The following is a 13,865-nucleotide window of genomic DNA, read 5'->3' as shown; positions in this document are numbered from 1 at the left end:
ATCGACAAAGTGAATGCCGCACTGGAGCCTTTCATTCGCGAAATTGAAATGGAGCTGTGTGATGTTCAGGTTGATGATCCGAAAGCCGGATACCTGGCAATTGGCGGACGCAACATTGTCGCCTGCCAGGGTAACCGGATTTGCCAGAAAGCCAATACCGACACCACAGGTTTATCCCGGCGGCTGGAAAAGCTGATTTATCCCAGCGCCTATCACCTGAAAACCGTCATTGCCGGGTGTCCGAATGACTGTGCCAAAGCCTCCATGTCAGACTTTGGCATTATTGGTGTGGCCAGAATGCGTTTTACGGCAGAACGTTGCATCGGATGTGGCGCCTGTGTGAAAGCCTGTGCGCACCACGCCGTGGGGTGCCTGTCATTAAAGAACGGCAAAGCCACAAAGGAAGAATCGCTCTGTATCGGATGCGGAGAATGTGTTCTGGCGTGTCCCACCCTCGCCTGGCAGCGTCAGCCACAGGAGTTCTGGCAGGTCCGTCTGGGCGGGAGAACCGGTAAAAAAACGCCACGGGCAGGGAAAATTTTCCTGAACCAGGTTACTGAGGATGTCATCAGACAGGTCATCACCAACCTGTTCGAATTTGAAAAAGAAATGCTGGGAGGTAAACCGGTTTACCTCCATATGGGGCACCTTATTGATAAGGGGGGCTATTTGCGCTTCAAAGAGCGTGTACTACGCGACGTACAGCTAAACCCTGAAGCCATGGTCGCCGAACGTATTTACTGGGCAGAAGATGAATCCGTCGCACGACTCCACCTTAAACCTGTCAGCACAAAGTGACATGACATCATTATCGATGTTATCAAAAGTCATATTGATGATATCTGAACGCATTGATTGTGATCCTGTAGTCACTTTATTTATTAAAAATACCATGCAGGATGGAATTAGCTTATGAAAGAAATCGTGGATAAATGCAGTACCAAAGGTTGTTCTGTTGATATAGGTACCGTCATCGACAATGATAACTGCACACACATCGTATCCCGTTTTTTCAACGACACGGAAGCAGCAGAAGCGTATATGTCAGCGCTGCGCGAGCTGGCATCTGTTGCCTCGACAACAAAAGAAGGCGTGGTGATAAATTATGGTATTAAAAAATCTGAAGAGAAAGTGTTGCTTGAAGCCACATTCACCTTTTCCTGCCAGGCTGAATTAATTATTTTTGAATTATCATTAAGAAAACTTGATTAAAACCTGTGAAATACGATATGGATATTAAAATGACATATAAAAACATACTGGTTGCTGTTTCAAATAATGATGAAGATAACATCCTTTTGAAGAAAGCATATGAAATGGCGAAAAATTTTAATGCCAGCCTGACGGCAATTCATATTGATGATGGGTTAAGCCACTTGTATCCCGGTGTGTATTCACACTTTTCTGAAGAGATGTTTGACGGTCTGAAAAATGCGTCAGACAGAAGATTGTTTGACCGCCTGAAAGATTTCAAAAATATAAGACTGAGAATTGAACAGGGAACAATACCTGAAACACTCCTCAGTCTTGTACAGGAGGAAGGATTTGATCTTCTGATATGTGGCCATCACCATACATTTATTAACAGACTGATGCCCGCTTATCGGGGACTCATTAATAAATCCCCGGCTGATTTACTTATCATTCCATTGTCAGATGAATGATTTCTGACATTATTTTTTAGCGCTGACATATCTTCCAGTGAAACACGGCGACCTTTTGTCGCCGTAAACGTCAACACTCCGGATCTGTTTAACCAGACGTAAACAGGGTATACGTTGCCACAATCTTGCTGATCATTTACCTCGCTGTACAGGTACAGTTCGGATTTAATGGGTACCGGATGCGTTAATGAACGCACATGCATCATCAATTTTCTCAGGACACTGAGGTTCTGACAACCAGGAATTTATGGTATTAAAGAGGATCTGAAGGTTTGCTATAAAATAAAATTCACATATTCACTAACGGGATCCGAACCGGATGGGAAGTATGTATATCAGAGTATATTCAACTCTTTCAACTGAATACAGATATACCCGGCAGATAATTCTTATTTAAAACTCAGGTTATTTTTATTTAAATTGAGAGCAGTTATAATTATAGTATTAACATTCCTGGATGGAACATGCAAGTTGGTTTGAATTTTTACGGACTTTGTAGCTTCGTTCCTTTTTTACCTCGTAACTGTCAGAGTCTGGCTGATATTTTTTACTTTGTTCGCCAAAGGTGATTACGATATCGGGTGTGAACCCAGACAATCAGAAAATGAACAGAGACATGGCAAACCATATATCAGAGATTACTATAGAAAAAATTATTGAGCGTATTGAAGCTGAAATTGAGAGAGGCTCCCGCCTTTCTGTCAGAGAAGTGGCTCTGTGGTCTGGTTATAGTCACAGACACCTGCAGCGTTTGTTTCTGATGTATACGGGGATCCCTTTGGGAGAATATATTCGCCGCAGGAGGTTTAATCGGGTGGCATTGCTCCTTCGTCTTTCTCAGCGTTCTTTCCAGGATATTGCTCTGAGCACAGGTTTTGATTCCCAGCAATCAATGAACCGTGACTTCAAAAAGAATACAGGTCTGACACCAAAACAATATCGCTACAGAAAGCTTTTCTGACCAGATTGATGGCAGGGAGTAAACACCTGAACAGTATATTAATTACACTGACGGATAAAAAAAACCACCTGCTGTGAGGTGGTGGTCAAAATACACAAGATATATTTTAATTATTGGACGTATCACCTGCTACTATAATAAGTGTTATCCGTACGGTTGATGCCCGCTACGGCGACCACTGAATGTGCAGTGGAATTTATTTTAACAATGTAATCCTTTTTACATCAATTTCAACACTGTTCCAGTCTTTATCAACATCCCCTTCAATGCGAACTTTGTCATTCGGAGAGATATTTTGTCCCCGCCAGTAACTGGCATCAATATCGACATAAATCGAGCCGCTATTGTCACGAAATTCATACAACTCATTACCGACCTGCCGGACAATGTTTCCTTCCAGAACAACCTTTACATCATCTCTGCGCATTTTTGCCTGAGCGACTGATGTTGCCTGAGAAGCCGCGCCCGGCCCGCTAAATCCCCCCTGTACCGACACACTTTCAGAAGAGACTAATCCTCCGCTCTGCGCAAAAGCCGCAAAAGAACATCCCGCAAACAAAACAGCAATCAATGTCTTTTCCATTATTCAATTCCTTAAATTTTACTAAAAAGCGACATCAAAAAATTATTCTGGATAGAGAAAAATACAGACAACTTTCTGTATTCATTCTTAACGAGCCAAACCTTTTGTTGAACTTCGTTTTTTTATAAAATCACAAACTAGGCGAAATAACCGAATAACATAAAAGCTCACCTTGTCAAGAATAAGGGTGGCAGAAACAGTCAGGGTAAAACAGAATATTTGCATGGCATAGGGCATATTAGTTCTCTCTGCCAGATACACTGACAAACTTTCAGGCGCGAACATTAATATCAAAAAAAATCTTATAATCGCAACAATGAATCTGCCAGTTATCTTTTCGGTAAAAAAGACAACTAAAATTGAAGTAATTTTTAACATGCAGAAATTCCCGCATGGCACTATCTCTGTCAATATCTGTCTCTCATTCTGTACAGATATCTTTTCTCAGAGATGGCTGTCAATTCAAATGTGCATCTGAATTACCACTTCCCGTCTGATGGTTACATACGGTTGCCAGCTTACACTTACACTAGTGAATAACAGATATTCAATGTCTGATAATGATTCTTGTATGGGCAACTAAATGAATAACTCTGTTTAAAGAATTATTCAACCACTCCCTGAATCAGCTTCATATCCAGATACGATTGCAACAGTTTCGCGAATTTATGTTGCATACCCAACCACTCACTGCCGCAATCGCATCGTATATTAACAGGATTACTCAACAGGACCACATCCACCAATGATTTTTGATACAGAGATGGCAGGATGCAGTAAATAATCATATTCGCAGTTTTTTTCTTTGTTATAAACACTGCCACTACAACCTGACAACAGCGCCAGTATCACTGCAACTGAGCCAATCTTTAAAAGATTCTTCATGCTTTTCCCTCTTTGGTGGTAAAAAGTTTATGAAATATATTCTGCATAACGAGCAAACCTGTGTCAATATTAACACAATAAATAAAAACACATAACTTTTTAGATATTTTCTATATTTTAGATATTATGCTTATCCTGCAGCCCGATATATCCACTGAAGCAGATGGATGTATATTTTCACAACAGTCAGCAACTGAAATTTACCGGCTGGCGATTGGTTTTTTTCTGCCAGCTTTTTGGTTACCCTGCAGACAACTGTATCCGGGGCCCGGGAATTATTACCATATCGCCTCCCCCCCCGGAATACAACGTAGTAATGCTCCTGTTGACAGGCAGGATGCACACGCCATTACTGATACACATCAGAAAACGCATTGATATGATGCCCGTCAGGACCTGACTTATAACTAATCCTTTCATTTGCGCAATGGTTGTCCCGTTTAATGACATTTAGATAATTCACACAAAAGACAAAAACAAACCAGGATTTACCCAACATTACAATTTATTTTCTTGTGTGTATATTGTGGATTCGTATTATTGCTTCGTTGTAAGCGTTCCGAAAAGAATGTTTCCTTCTGGTGACTCATAACACACAATGCATTTATTCAGGTATTCAGGCGTGTGCGCATATGCGTGGGTAATGGTGTATACCCTCCTTTATCTGCCGTTTCCCATTCTGTGACAGCAGGCCAGTTACAGTTTACGCGCCATTTTTTTACCACCCGACCAGTCAGCACTTACCTGCTCTCACTGCCGCGCCGTTATGAACATCAGATGCACAGCTAAGCGTAATAACATCATGAGTGATGGATGCCTGAATACATTACATAAATATAACCCGGAATATATCGATTATGCGTGCCCGACAGCAGGGAGGCGTCCGGTAATTATCCCCCTCCTGTTCTCTGTCAGGTAACCGGATAATCCCCCTTAAGCATTCCTTAAGAAATACCTTCTGAAATAAAAGAACAGCCATTATGGAGAAAAAACGTGAATAAGAAACTTTTATCATTTTTTATTTCCGCTGCTCTGGGTGTTTCAGGCGCACCTGCCTGGGCGGTACCACTTAATCAGGCAGAAGATTCATCTGCCAGCGTTACAGCCACAGAAGATGATGACTCCTCGTTATGGTGGTGGCTTGGAGGCGGCGCTGGTGCTGCTGCAGCTGTCGCCCTTGCTGTCGGCGGCGGAGGCGGCGGTGGTGGTGGAGATGACCATGACGACTTCGATGACTACGATGATTATGTGGAGCACTACCTTGAGTATGGTGTCTGGCCGCAGGGCACTCCTCAGTGGGTGATTAATAAATGGAACGGTAGTCAGGGTGGCCCGGGGAATGCCGTTGTAAACGGAACAGAAGTTTATTTCAGTAAACAACCTCAGGATGCTGTTACCGGTATCAGCTCTTTTACCTATGCAACTAATAACGGGCGCCTTGTGATTGACAAAGATACCGTGTTCGATGGCAGGAACAAGCGAGCCGTTGTTGTGACCGGGAAATCCGTAAAGGTGGATATTCTGGATGGTACAACGACAACCGCCAGACGTGACGCAACGTCCATTCTGGCAAAAGGGGGGGATGTCACTTTCGATATTGCCGGCAAACTGATTGCAGATGGTGATGATGCGACGGTTGTGGATATTGAGGGGCATAACAGTCATGTCACGCTACAGAAAACAGGTTCAGTCCTGACCACAAACAGCGCAGATGGTGTGGAAATCAGTGGTCAGAATACCCGGGTTGATATTCTGGGAACCGTATCTGTTACAGGTACGGACAGCACGGGTATTGATATTGAAGGAAATAACGCCAGCCTGACTGTTGACAGGGATGCCCGGTTGTCTGTTCAGTCGTCAGGTAATGCCTGGGGAGAAGAGCGCGAATCCGTTCTGTTTGATGTTGAAGGCGATAATCTCAGTATCGTTCAGGCCAGCCAGTATTTCAGTGTCGGACAATATGGCACCGGCATTAATGCTGAAGCAGAAAATGGCGGACAGGTTCTTCAGGCCGGCCGGATGATGATAAACGGTACAGGCGCTACAGGTATCAGCATTGAAAGTGAAGGCGCAATTAAAGGTGTTCAGGCCATAAACCAGGGAGACCTTCTGGTCGAAAATGGCGGGACAGGCATGAAAGCTTCCGGCAGAAATGCAGTTCTGATTAATACAGGGAATATTCGCGTACAGAATGGTGGCACTGCTCTTGATGTCAGAAAAGGTGCCATGGCTGTTAACCAGGGAACCATCGAGCTTTCAGGTACAGGCTCCACAGCCATGCGGGCAACAGGAACAGGCAGTCGCATCATTAATGACACCAGTGGCGTGATAAGACTGGAAGGCCAGGGAAGCACACCCTTTGCAACGCTGGCCGGGGGCGAGGTTTACAATAATGGCAAAATTTATGCGGATGGTGTGGATATAACCGGACAATACGTCATCGGAACATCGTCGCAATCTGGTGCAGGAGTATTGTATACGAATAACAGTTCGGTATCCGGTGCCCGGATTGATACAGCATTTACCCGGCATACAGATGAACGAATTGTGCATTTTGATGATGTTATCGTCGGAACAGGGCTCCGGGACGAAGACAAAATCACCTCAACAAGCGTTGTCTGGTCTGCCCGTGCAGAAAAGGATGACAACGGCAATGTCGATGTGGTTATGGCCAAAAAAACCTATGACAGTGTGATAAGCGATACATCGCTTACCGCAGACGCGCAGGCCCTGGAGAAAGGCTATAAAGGAAATGCATTGTTTGCCAGCCTGAACCAGAACAGCAGCCATGCGCTTGATGAAGCCATTCGTCAGATTTCTGGCCGGAATTCAGGGATGAGTAATCTTCAGGTCAGAAGACTGGATAATCGCTTCCGCCAGGCGCTTTCTGATGAAATCAGGTCTCCGTCAGGTGCCGGATTTAATGTCATCAGCCGGTATACCCCACAGGGGGAACTGGGGAGTGGCAGTAAGTTTGATATGGTCACACTCAGTCAGAAATTCACTGACGGACCAACAAGCTATTCTGTATCGTACGGTATCGCAGACCTGAGGAATTCCACAAATGATTCCCCGGACGGTATTACCGGTGGTTACAGTCAGTTCTTCTCCGTGGGCTGGCAATATGATGCCGGGGCGTGGCGCTGGGAAAACCAGCTGGATGCGGCTTTTCATGCGCTGGATACATCCCGAAAAATTGTTTATGACGGCGTAAACCGACAGGCTGACAGCGCCCGTAAGCAGCAGAATTTTACATTAACAAGCAAAATGAGCCGCCCCTGGATTGCAGAAGAACAACTGCATGTCACGCCTTACCTGGGGGTGAAGGCCAGATATAATCATGTATCATCTGTGACAGAACATGGCGCGGGTGAATGGAACCTCAGCCTGAGCAAACAAAAACAGGAAGTTCTGGAGCCTCTGGCAGGAGTTACAGTGAACTGGAAAGCAGCTGATAAAACAGATTTATATCTGACTGCTGAAGGAGGAGTCCCGGTAATCAGTCGTGTGAATAATGGATATGCGCAACTGGCAGGAGCACCAGCGGTGCGATTTGATAAAACAGCAGATGCAAATACTGATTTTAACAGTCTGATTAAGGCCGGAGCACAATGGCGAGGGAATAACGGTTCTTTATCCCTGAACGCCTGGCACTGGCAGGAAGATGGCAATACTGACAAAGGCCTGCAGATGAATGTAAGTTATTATTTCTGAAGCATTTTTAACATCCTTTGTAGTTTGTGGATTATAATGCTGTTCATATGTTTGCCCGGTACATTTCCGGGCTTTTTATCGTTTTAAACCGTTACCGGACTCACTTCCCCGTGAAACCCGGGATTACCGGAGCGACTGGCATCCAGTCTGTCACTCCGGATGCATGCGATTCAGATGCCATCTCGCAGCTGAAGTACAGCTTACGTATATGTGCGCATTATATTCATAGTAACCACCAGGTTCCCGGGCGTTTTCGTGGTACCTTCGTAGTTAAGATCATATATCAGTTCGCGCGATGCGCCAGTACCAGGAATATTTATGGTCCAGGCCGTGCCTAATTTGTTGCTAAGTCTGAGCTCATACGACGACTGGAATGACAGCATACCAGCCCATGAATCTGTTTTTACACGAAAGGTATTGTGAAATTTTCCGGTCGAGTCAGCAGTCAGGTTTTGTACTGTTTCATCCAGTTGCAACAACGGGGTGTTCTTTGGCCGAAATTTAAAGGTCATGGTCTCAGTTATGTGGTGAACCACAGCATTATTACGGTTTTCGACTGCCTGAGTACACGTCAATGTAAGTGTCCCCGTCGGATCCACAGAAGCGTAGGGCGATGGCAAACTCAGGGTTATCCCCCCCTGTTTCTGGATGTTCCAACTGTCGTACGGAAGGGTGCTGGGGTTGTTTGATTCATATTTTGTGGCTGAACTTTTATAAAAGCCCGACGCAGTTATCACTGCACCGTTCGGCCCCGCCCCCCCGGACCAGGTACAGTCAGCGGATTGGGGCAGATGGGATTCCTTCACTTCAAGTTGCATACCATTAGTGAATGAGATTCTGGGAGGTTCCCCGGTTTCATTCCAACTTATACTGGACACCCCGGAACTGCTTGTTACACATTTGTCCGGCGATCGCGTGGAAAGTTTGAATCCGAGCCACCCCCCAGGGATCTGTGCAGTAATTGGGTTGCACACATCCAGTGCCACGGGTAATGAATTGCCGTCAGAAACAGTTACATCATTACTGATGTCGATAGCCGCAGATGTATATAAAGGAAACATCATAACGACACTAAGGAATTTATTCGTCATATTTAACCCCAAATCATAGTGATGATAAATCAGAATGAACAGGACGGGAGCCCGTCACAGAGACCAGGTATATACGGAGAAACATCAGGAACGTTGGTATTCAGGGCGGTACAGATGATGGGAATAATATTTTTTATTGCGGGTAAAGATGGGGGAATTAAATACGGAAAGGAATTAAGGGACTTGACTTGACTTGACTTGACTTGACTTGACTTGACTTGACTTGACTTGACAGCATTGTAATACCCAGATTAATTAAAAGAAATAATACCCTTAAAAATTTTCATTGATAATATACAACTTTATAAGTTACAGACAACAATAATCAATAAGATAAACAATGTTTGTTTTTATATATTTTATATATTTTATATATTTTATATATTTTATATATTTTATTGTGCCTGTCGCGATTGCCGGAATACAACTACCTGCAGAAAAACAAACCAGCACAGAAGCTTCTGCTTCGCGAATTAAATCACTTATAACAGCAGGCTTTCAGACTAACGCGGCAGGCGCTATCATGAATAATCCCGTAAAAATAATCACGTCCGCCACTGATTTTTTAGCGTATTTGTCTGTCTGGTGTGCAATAAAAAAGCAAAGCATCCCGCTTAACACAAACCACATTCCGTTAATCTCCTTTTTCTGCAGACGTTTCCTGACTTATCCGGAGCAATGCCCCGGGAAAACATTAACCGCACTGGTCTGTTTTTCTGCCTCTGCGATTCAAAAACAAAAACCTTTACGCCCCGGGAACCCGATTTACATGGCACCGGGTGCACGGTTACTCTTTTCTTCCGGTATTTTCCTTAACTTTGCCAGAAATTTATACGCCGGCCATCAATATTAACAATTGTTACCCGCACCTCACGGTCATGATTCCCCGTAGCCGGAAAATCATTCGCTTTCTTTTTCTTTTCTCTTTTCGCACCGACGCTTTAACTCCGGATTCGCAATCCCCACTAACACGAATACCACTAAAACAAACTGTACAGTCAGCAGTAGCTACAGAATCTGTACAGTAATGTTCAACATCTCGGTGCAGACCTGAGGCGTGTCAGATTTTAGTGAAAAATACATTTTTATTAAATTATTGTAACTCGTATTCTTCCAAGCACCTTCATCCCAGGGAGTGTGATACTTGTTCCACACATACAGCTCGCATTGGCTCGCCCTCACACGGTTCCACGTTATATACGGTCTTGGCAGGTTCTGATATGGGGGGGCAGCAAGCTCCACATCGAAGTTACCCTTAACAGCTTCACCAACACGTCCGGACAGGTTAATTACCTCCGGAGTAATTTTAACCACTCCCGCCAGCGATTTTCGCTGCCACTTATATGAACATGTGACCCGAAACGTGTTCACTTCATCGTTCACGTCCTTACCAGTTGCGGTCAGACGCATCCATGTGGTGACAGCTTCCTCATCACGTTCAGCCTGCATCAATGTTCCCGGCGAACCGCATACAAATCCAACTGCTGTTTTTTTTCCGTTTATGACCGTCAGGTCTTGCCATCGACGCCCCTGCTCTATGGTTCCATCAGGTTTGTTTGTGTATTCATCAAGGTCATAGTATCTATTGACGTTATCGGGATGCAGATTCAGATGTATCCGGCCACGGTCACTAATTGAACCGATGGCGTCGTAGCTTTTAACACCGCGGAGGTCAGTTTCCAGTTTAAATTCGGTTGGCGGCTGCATGGTTTTTTCAGTTTTTAGATTACTATAATTGATAGACCCACTTCCGTAGTAATCAGTGGAATAAATAGTGGCATCATTTTGTTCCACAACTATACTACCGCCCTGATATTCATAAAGGGTGGGTTCACTCGCCGAAACACCCCGGGTAATCAAACACAGAAAGATTAATAACCGTTTCATAAGATATTAAACACCCTCTTCACTCTTCAGACACCCTCCCCCGAATCATGAACGGCAGAGCAGTAATCATACTGACAAAGTAACCGCACCAGTGCAGGGTCGCTGTGGTATTTATCCATCAATTCGTAACAGCAAACCATATTTAAAAAATTAACATAAATACAACTTAATCTGTGGCAAATGAAACTAATAATCATGAGCCCTTTTACAGAAAAATTATATTATTCGCTCAGAATCATCACATTATTCCGCCAGAGGATTTATATATTAATGTATATCATTTGCATCCTGATTTTCTTCAGAATCACTGTAACCCCTCTGCAGCACAGAAATTACACACAACTCGACCAATAATATTATTTTTATAAATCACACTACCTGTTACGGCACTGGACATATCACAATAATGTCAACGTAAAGTTGACATTTATTTGTGATTCTCCAACCGGATAATGCTCTTTAGAAACCACGTATTTGACTGGTATTCTGGATTCCGTATTATTGATGTGTAAATCAATACCCGAAAGCACATCTCCGCCTGTCGTTATGTCGGGGACAGATTCGGCTGTCACTGATGCTGGCCGGCAATCGTAGCTGCTCTGCATATACCCCGCACTCTTTAACGGAATGCCTGCAGGCTGCTACTGACCGAACCGCTCAGTAAAGCGTTGATTGCTGCCCCTTCGGCTCATTTTGTTATTGCGGTCAGGGCATAAACGTTGTTTTTTACCCTCAATAACCCAGGTGTAATACTTCTTCTTAAAGCTTGTACCACAAATATCACAACTAACCGGTGTTAACATTGCACCGAGAATAACAAACACAATAAAACCACCGACAACCCATTCCATAAAACCCTCAGGTCATTTTAACGATGCAGTCAGAATCAAATTGCACATATATTCTCCGGGAGTTCCATTTCCATACGCCTGAATATTTGCAACTGCCTGTACGCCGTCGTCTGCGTCATTTGTCTGTAATGTAACAACACTGCCTGAAACACCCATCGGGGTACCCTGTAAAGTCAGTGGACAACGACTCGGGTCTACAGCAGATACGGTAATATCGGCATTACGCCCGGCCGCATCTCTCCACATTTTGTCTACATTACTCGTTACCTTTACATCCACGGACGCAGACTCACTTTTTTTGAGAGAAAGAACCGATGGCGACGCAGTCACAGCAAGGGCTGGCTCTTCTGCTGTGAATGGTTCGATGGTAGCATCCTGAGCGTACCTATGATTATCAGAATACCACCATGACCAGCGATGCCTGAATTTAGGTTTCTTCGATGCACCTATTAATCCGGCTCCACCTGTTGTGGTAAAAGCTGGCGGGAGCTCCAGCGTATACTCAACTGCAACAGCGTATATAATAGATCCCATATCGATACCAAACATCTCCTGTTCAGTACCATCTGCCTTCAGAGTACTCTGTCCACTCTTTGTCCATCCAGTCCACTCCGAACGCAACGTGTACGTAACATTTATTGTGTCCAGGGTTTTTGTTTGTCCATCCTGTACATAATACAGAGGGCCATCAAGAGTTAAGTACAGATGATCAACCCGCCGGTACCACTTATTATATCCCCCATCCCTGCAACTGAACGTTACATGCCCGTTTGGTTTCATGGAAGTTGTACAGAAACTCGGCAGGCCTGACCAGTGCGGACTTAACATATAGTTAAGCCCATCAGGTATCCAGCTAACCCCATTTCCGGATGCTATTGCTATATGCATCGAAAATAAGCATATTAATAATATTAATTTTTTCATCAAATGCTTGCCCCATTATTATATATAACAATGCCATTCTAACCGAAGTTCAACGAAACGGGCGCCAAATATAATTGATATGGCATTAGTTACTTTAATATTAAAGTATATTGGCATTTGTCAGTATCTTACATAGTACGTTGTCAAGACACCTTCACTCAATAGGGCAACTGCTACCGAAATTACCACGGTACAATGAAAAAGAAAGAGTCGTAAGTCCGTAAGTTTTGTCACACAAAGCCGACCACGACCCCATCCAGTGCACGGGTTTTTACATTTGGGAAACTCGTATATACACATATTGTCAGCAGACGTTCTCGCATTATTATAAAACGCATATAGTGATATAATGCACGTAGTATCACACTGGAATTTTCATGTAGCAGAATACTGTATTCCCGGCAGCAATCTTATTTATCATTCAATAAAAAGGGCGCACGCCCAAATCGCTTCCTCAAACTATAGTTCCTTTCGTGTTGATTCTCTCCATTACGGTTCAATTACCCTCATCGGCAGCGGTTGCCCCCCCCCGCCGGAGGGACCTAACTTAGCGTCATCGTCACGGGTACGCTTATGGTCGTGGAACCAGCCACAGAGCTACGTACACGGATTCGTTTGTTTATCTTGTTTGCGCCGTCTGTCACAGATACCGATTGTGTGTGTCCCTTCACCCACACCCCAGCCTGCTCGTATTCGACAGTGTTTACTTCAGGCCACAATATCTCTACATTAGTCCCCCCAGACGTTGTCACTATTAGGTCAGTGCTATTTTCGATGTAAGTATTCACAGTCCCCGTCATGGAGATCGTTTGTGGTGAGAATTCTGCGCTTAGCGTGACAAGGGGTTTATATGTTACGCTTAGCGTCTGAGTGGTGCGGCGCCAATTTGGAGTTCCGCCATCCCACCATTTCTGCGCATTGCCGAACCCCGTCACGGTTGCGGTAAATTCCCCTAGCCCAGGGTCGCACTCAATGGTACCCGGAAGAAAGATGTCAACACGCGTTTGATTACCTACAGCGTTAACCGGTTCGAGATGCGCCTTTAATGTCAATCCATCTAGTTGTCCGGTCGTTACTTCGTTGCTTTGTGCTACGGCAACATACGTGGTGTCGTTCTTTAATAGTAGGATCTTCGTTTTTGCTTCATAGACGCTATTACTAAATCTACAACTGGGCGGATAAGACAATACGTGCTGGGAGTCCAGCCACTCCATGTTATATTGGTAATGGTTAGGCTCGTTAAGCCACGTATCCGGGAACCACCCTTCCGTTTGTCCTGGATTGGCGTATACGATCGTCGTTGAG

General features: G+C 44.4%; 13 protein-coding genes. 6 read left to right on the top strand and 7 right to left on the bottom strand.

Annotated features, from left to right (window positions below):
• The 4 genes from asrC to FFT88_RS23880 form a co-directional block, all read left to right on the top strand.
• Positions 1 to 798, top strand: a 798-nt coding sequence (gene asrC, locus FFT88_RS23895; protein ID WP_135403625.1) for a sulfite reductase subunit C, incomplete at its 5' end; no start/stop codon positions are given.
• A 114-nt stretch (positions 799 to 912) separates the two neighbouring features.
• Positions 913 to 1,212, top strand: a complete 300-nt coding sequence (locus tag FFT88_RS23890; protein WP_135403626.1) for a DUF406 domain-containing protein — start codon at positions 913 to 915, stop codon at positions 1,210 to 1,212.
• Positions 1,213 to 1,241: 29 nt separating this feature from the next.
• Positions 1,242 to 1,664, top strand: a complete 423-nt coding sequence (locus tag FFT88_RS23885; RefSeq protein ID WP_135403627.1) for a universal stress protein — start codon at positions 1,242 to 1,244, stop codon at positions 1,662 to 1,664.
• Positions 1,665 to 2,280: 616 nt separating this feature from the next.
• Positions 2,281 to 2,625 carry a helix-turn-helix domain-containing protein gene (locus FFT88_RS23880; protein WP_240731094.1) on the top strand — a complete coding sequence of 115 codons (345 nt, stop codon included), beginning with the start codon at positions 2,281 to 2,283 and terminating at the stop codon, positions 2,623 to 2,625.
• Positions 2,626 to 2,821: 196 nt separating this feature from the next.
• On the opposite strand, the gene FFT88_RS23875 is transcribed toward FFT88_RS23880, so the two are convergent.
• From FFT88_RS23875 to FFT88_RS23865, 3 genes are all read right to left on the bottom strand, one after another.
• Positions 2,822 to 3,208, bottom strand: coding sequence for a YgiW/YdeI family stress tolerance OB fold protein (locus tag FFT88_RS23875; RefSeq protein WP_135403629.1), 387 nt, complete (start codon positions 3,206 to 3,208; stop codon positions 2,822 to 2,824).
• An 87-nt stretch (positions 3,209 to 3,295) separates the two neighbouring features.
• Positions 3,296 to 3,586, bottom strand: a complete 291-nt coding sequence (locus FFT88_RS23870) for a hypothetical protein (RefSeq protein WP_135403630.1) — start codon at positions 3,584 to 3,586, stop codon at positions 3,296 to 3,298.
• A 342-nt stretch (positions 3,587 to 3,928) separates the two neighbouring features.
• Positions 3,929 to 4,093: a YhfL family protein gene (locus tag FFT88_RS23865; RefSeq protein ID WP_042966679.1), complete on the bottom strand. Its 165-nt coding sequence runs from the start codon at positions 4,091 to 4,093 to the stop codon at positions 3,929 to 3,931.
• Positions 4,094 to 5,086: 993 nt separating this feature from the next.
• On the opposite strand from FFT88_RS23865, the gene FFT88_RS23860 reads away from it, so the two are divergent.
• Positions 5,087 to 7,807: an autotransporter outer membrane beta-barrel domain-containing protein gene (locus FFT88_RS23860; RefSeq protein WP_135403631.1), complete on the top strand. Its 2,721-nt coding sequence runs from the start codon at positions 5,087 to 5,089 to the stop codon at positions 7,805 to 7,807.
• Positions 7,808 to 8,007: 200 nt separating this feature from the next.
• Here the strand turns inward: FFT88_RS23860 and FFT88_RS23855 are convergent, their stop codons facing one another.
• Entirely contained in the window at positions 8,008 to 8,898 is an 891-nt protein-coding gene (locus FFT88_RS23855; protein ID WP_135403632.1) for a hypothetical protein, read from the bottom strand.
• Positions 8,899 to 9,238: 340 nt separating this feature from the next.
• On the opposite strand from FFT88_RS23855, the gene FFT88_RS23850 reads away from it, so the two are divergent.
• Complete coding sequence (locus FFT88_RS23850) at positions 9,239 to 9,751, top strand: hypothetical protein (protein WP_135403633.1); 513 nt, start codon at positions 9,239 to 9,241, stop codon at positions 9,749 to 9,751.
• 155 nt (positions 9,752 to 9,906) lie between these two features.
• On the opposite strand, the gene FFT88_RS23845 is transcribed toward FFT88_RS23850, so the two are convergent.
• The 3 genes from FFT88_RS23845 to FFT88_RS23835 form a co-directional block, all read right to left on the bottom strand.
• Entirely contained in the window at positions 9,907 to 10,785 is an 879-nt protein-coding gene (locus FFT88_RS23845) for a hypothetical protein (protein ID WP_135403634.1), read from the bottom strand.
• Positions 10,786 to 11,426: 641 nt separating this feature from the next.
• Positions 11,427 to 11,636, bottom strand: a complete 210-nt coding sequence (locus tag FFT88_RS23840; RefSeq protein WP_135403635.1) for a hypothetical protein — start codon at positions 11,634 to 11,636, stop codon at positions 11,427 to 11,429.
• A 12-nt stretch (positions 11,637 to 11,648) separates the two neighbouring features.
• A complete protein-coding gene (locus FFT88_RS23835) occupies positions 11,649 to 12,560 on the bottom strand; it encodes a hypothetical protein (RefSeq protein ID WP_135403636.1) in 912 nt (303 codons plus the stop codon).
• Positions 12,561 to 13,865: the final 1,305 nt, after the last annotated feature.

Origin of the sequence: Escherichia sp. E4930 (assembly GCF_005845405.1) — a bacterium.
GTDB lineage: Bacteria > Pseudomonadota > Gammaproteobacteria > Enterobacterales > Enterobacteriaceae > Escherichia.
Note: the sequence above shows the minus strand (reverse complement) of the source record. Positions and strands in the feature narration are given on the sequence as shown.

Coding starts and splice junctions, on each gene's coding strand:
- FFT88_RS23890 (WP_135403626.1), top strand. CDS start 913: ATGAAAGAAATCGTGGATAAATGCAGTACCAAAGGTTGTTCTGTTGAT.
- FFT88_RS23885 (WP_135403627.1), top strand. CDS start 1,242: ATGACATATAAAAACATACTGGTTGCTGTTTCAAATAATGATGAAGAT.
- FFT88_RS23880 (WP_240731094.1), top strand. CDS start 2,281: ATGGCAAACCATATATCAGAGATTACTATAGAAAAAATTATTGAGCGT.
- FFT88_RS23875 (WP_135403629.1), bottom strand. CDS start 3,208: ATGGAAAAGACATTGATTGCTGTTTTGTTTGCGGGATGTTCTTTTGCG.
- FFT88_RS23870 (WP_135403630.1), bottom strand. CDS start 3,586: ATGTTAAAAATTACTTCAATTTTAGTTGTCTTTTTTACCGAAAAGATA.
- FFT88_RS23865 (WP_042966679.1), bottom strand. CDS start 4,093: ATGAAGAATCTTTTAAAGATTGGCTCAGTTGCAGTGATACTGGCGCTG.
- FFT88_RS23855 (WP_135403632.1), bottom strand. CDS start 8,898: ATGACGAATAAATTCCTTAGTGTCGTTATGATGTTTCCTTTATATACA.
- FFT88_RS23850 (WP_135403633.1), top strand. CDS start 9,239: ATGTTTGTTTTTATATATTTTATATATTTTATATATTTTATATATTTT.
- FFT88_RS23845 (WP_135403634.1), bottom strand. CDS start 10,785: ATGAAACGGTTATTAATCTTTCTGTGTTTGATTACCCGGGGTGTTTCG.
- FFT88_RS23840 (WP_135403635.1), bottom strand. CDS start 11,636: ATGGAATGGGTTGTCGGTGGTTTTATTGTGTTTGTTATTCTCGGTGCA.
- FFT88_RS23835 (WP_135403636.1), bottom strand. CDS start 12,560: ATGAAAAAATTAATATTATTAATATGCTTATTTTCGATGCATATAGCA.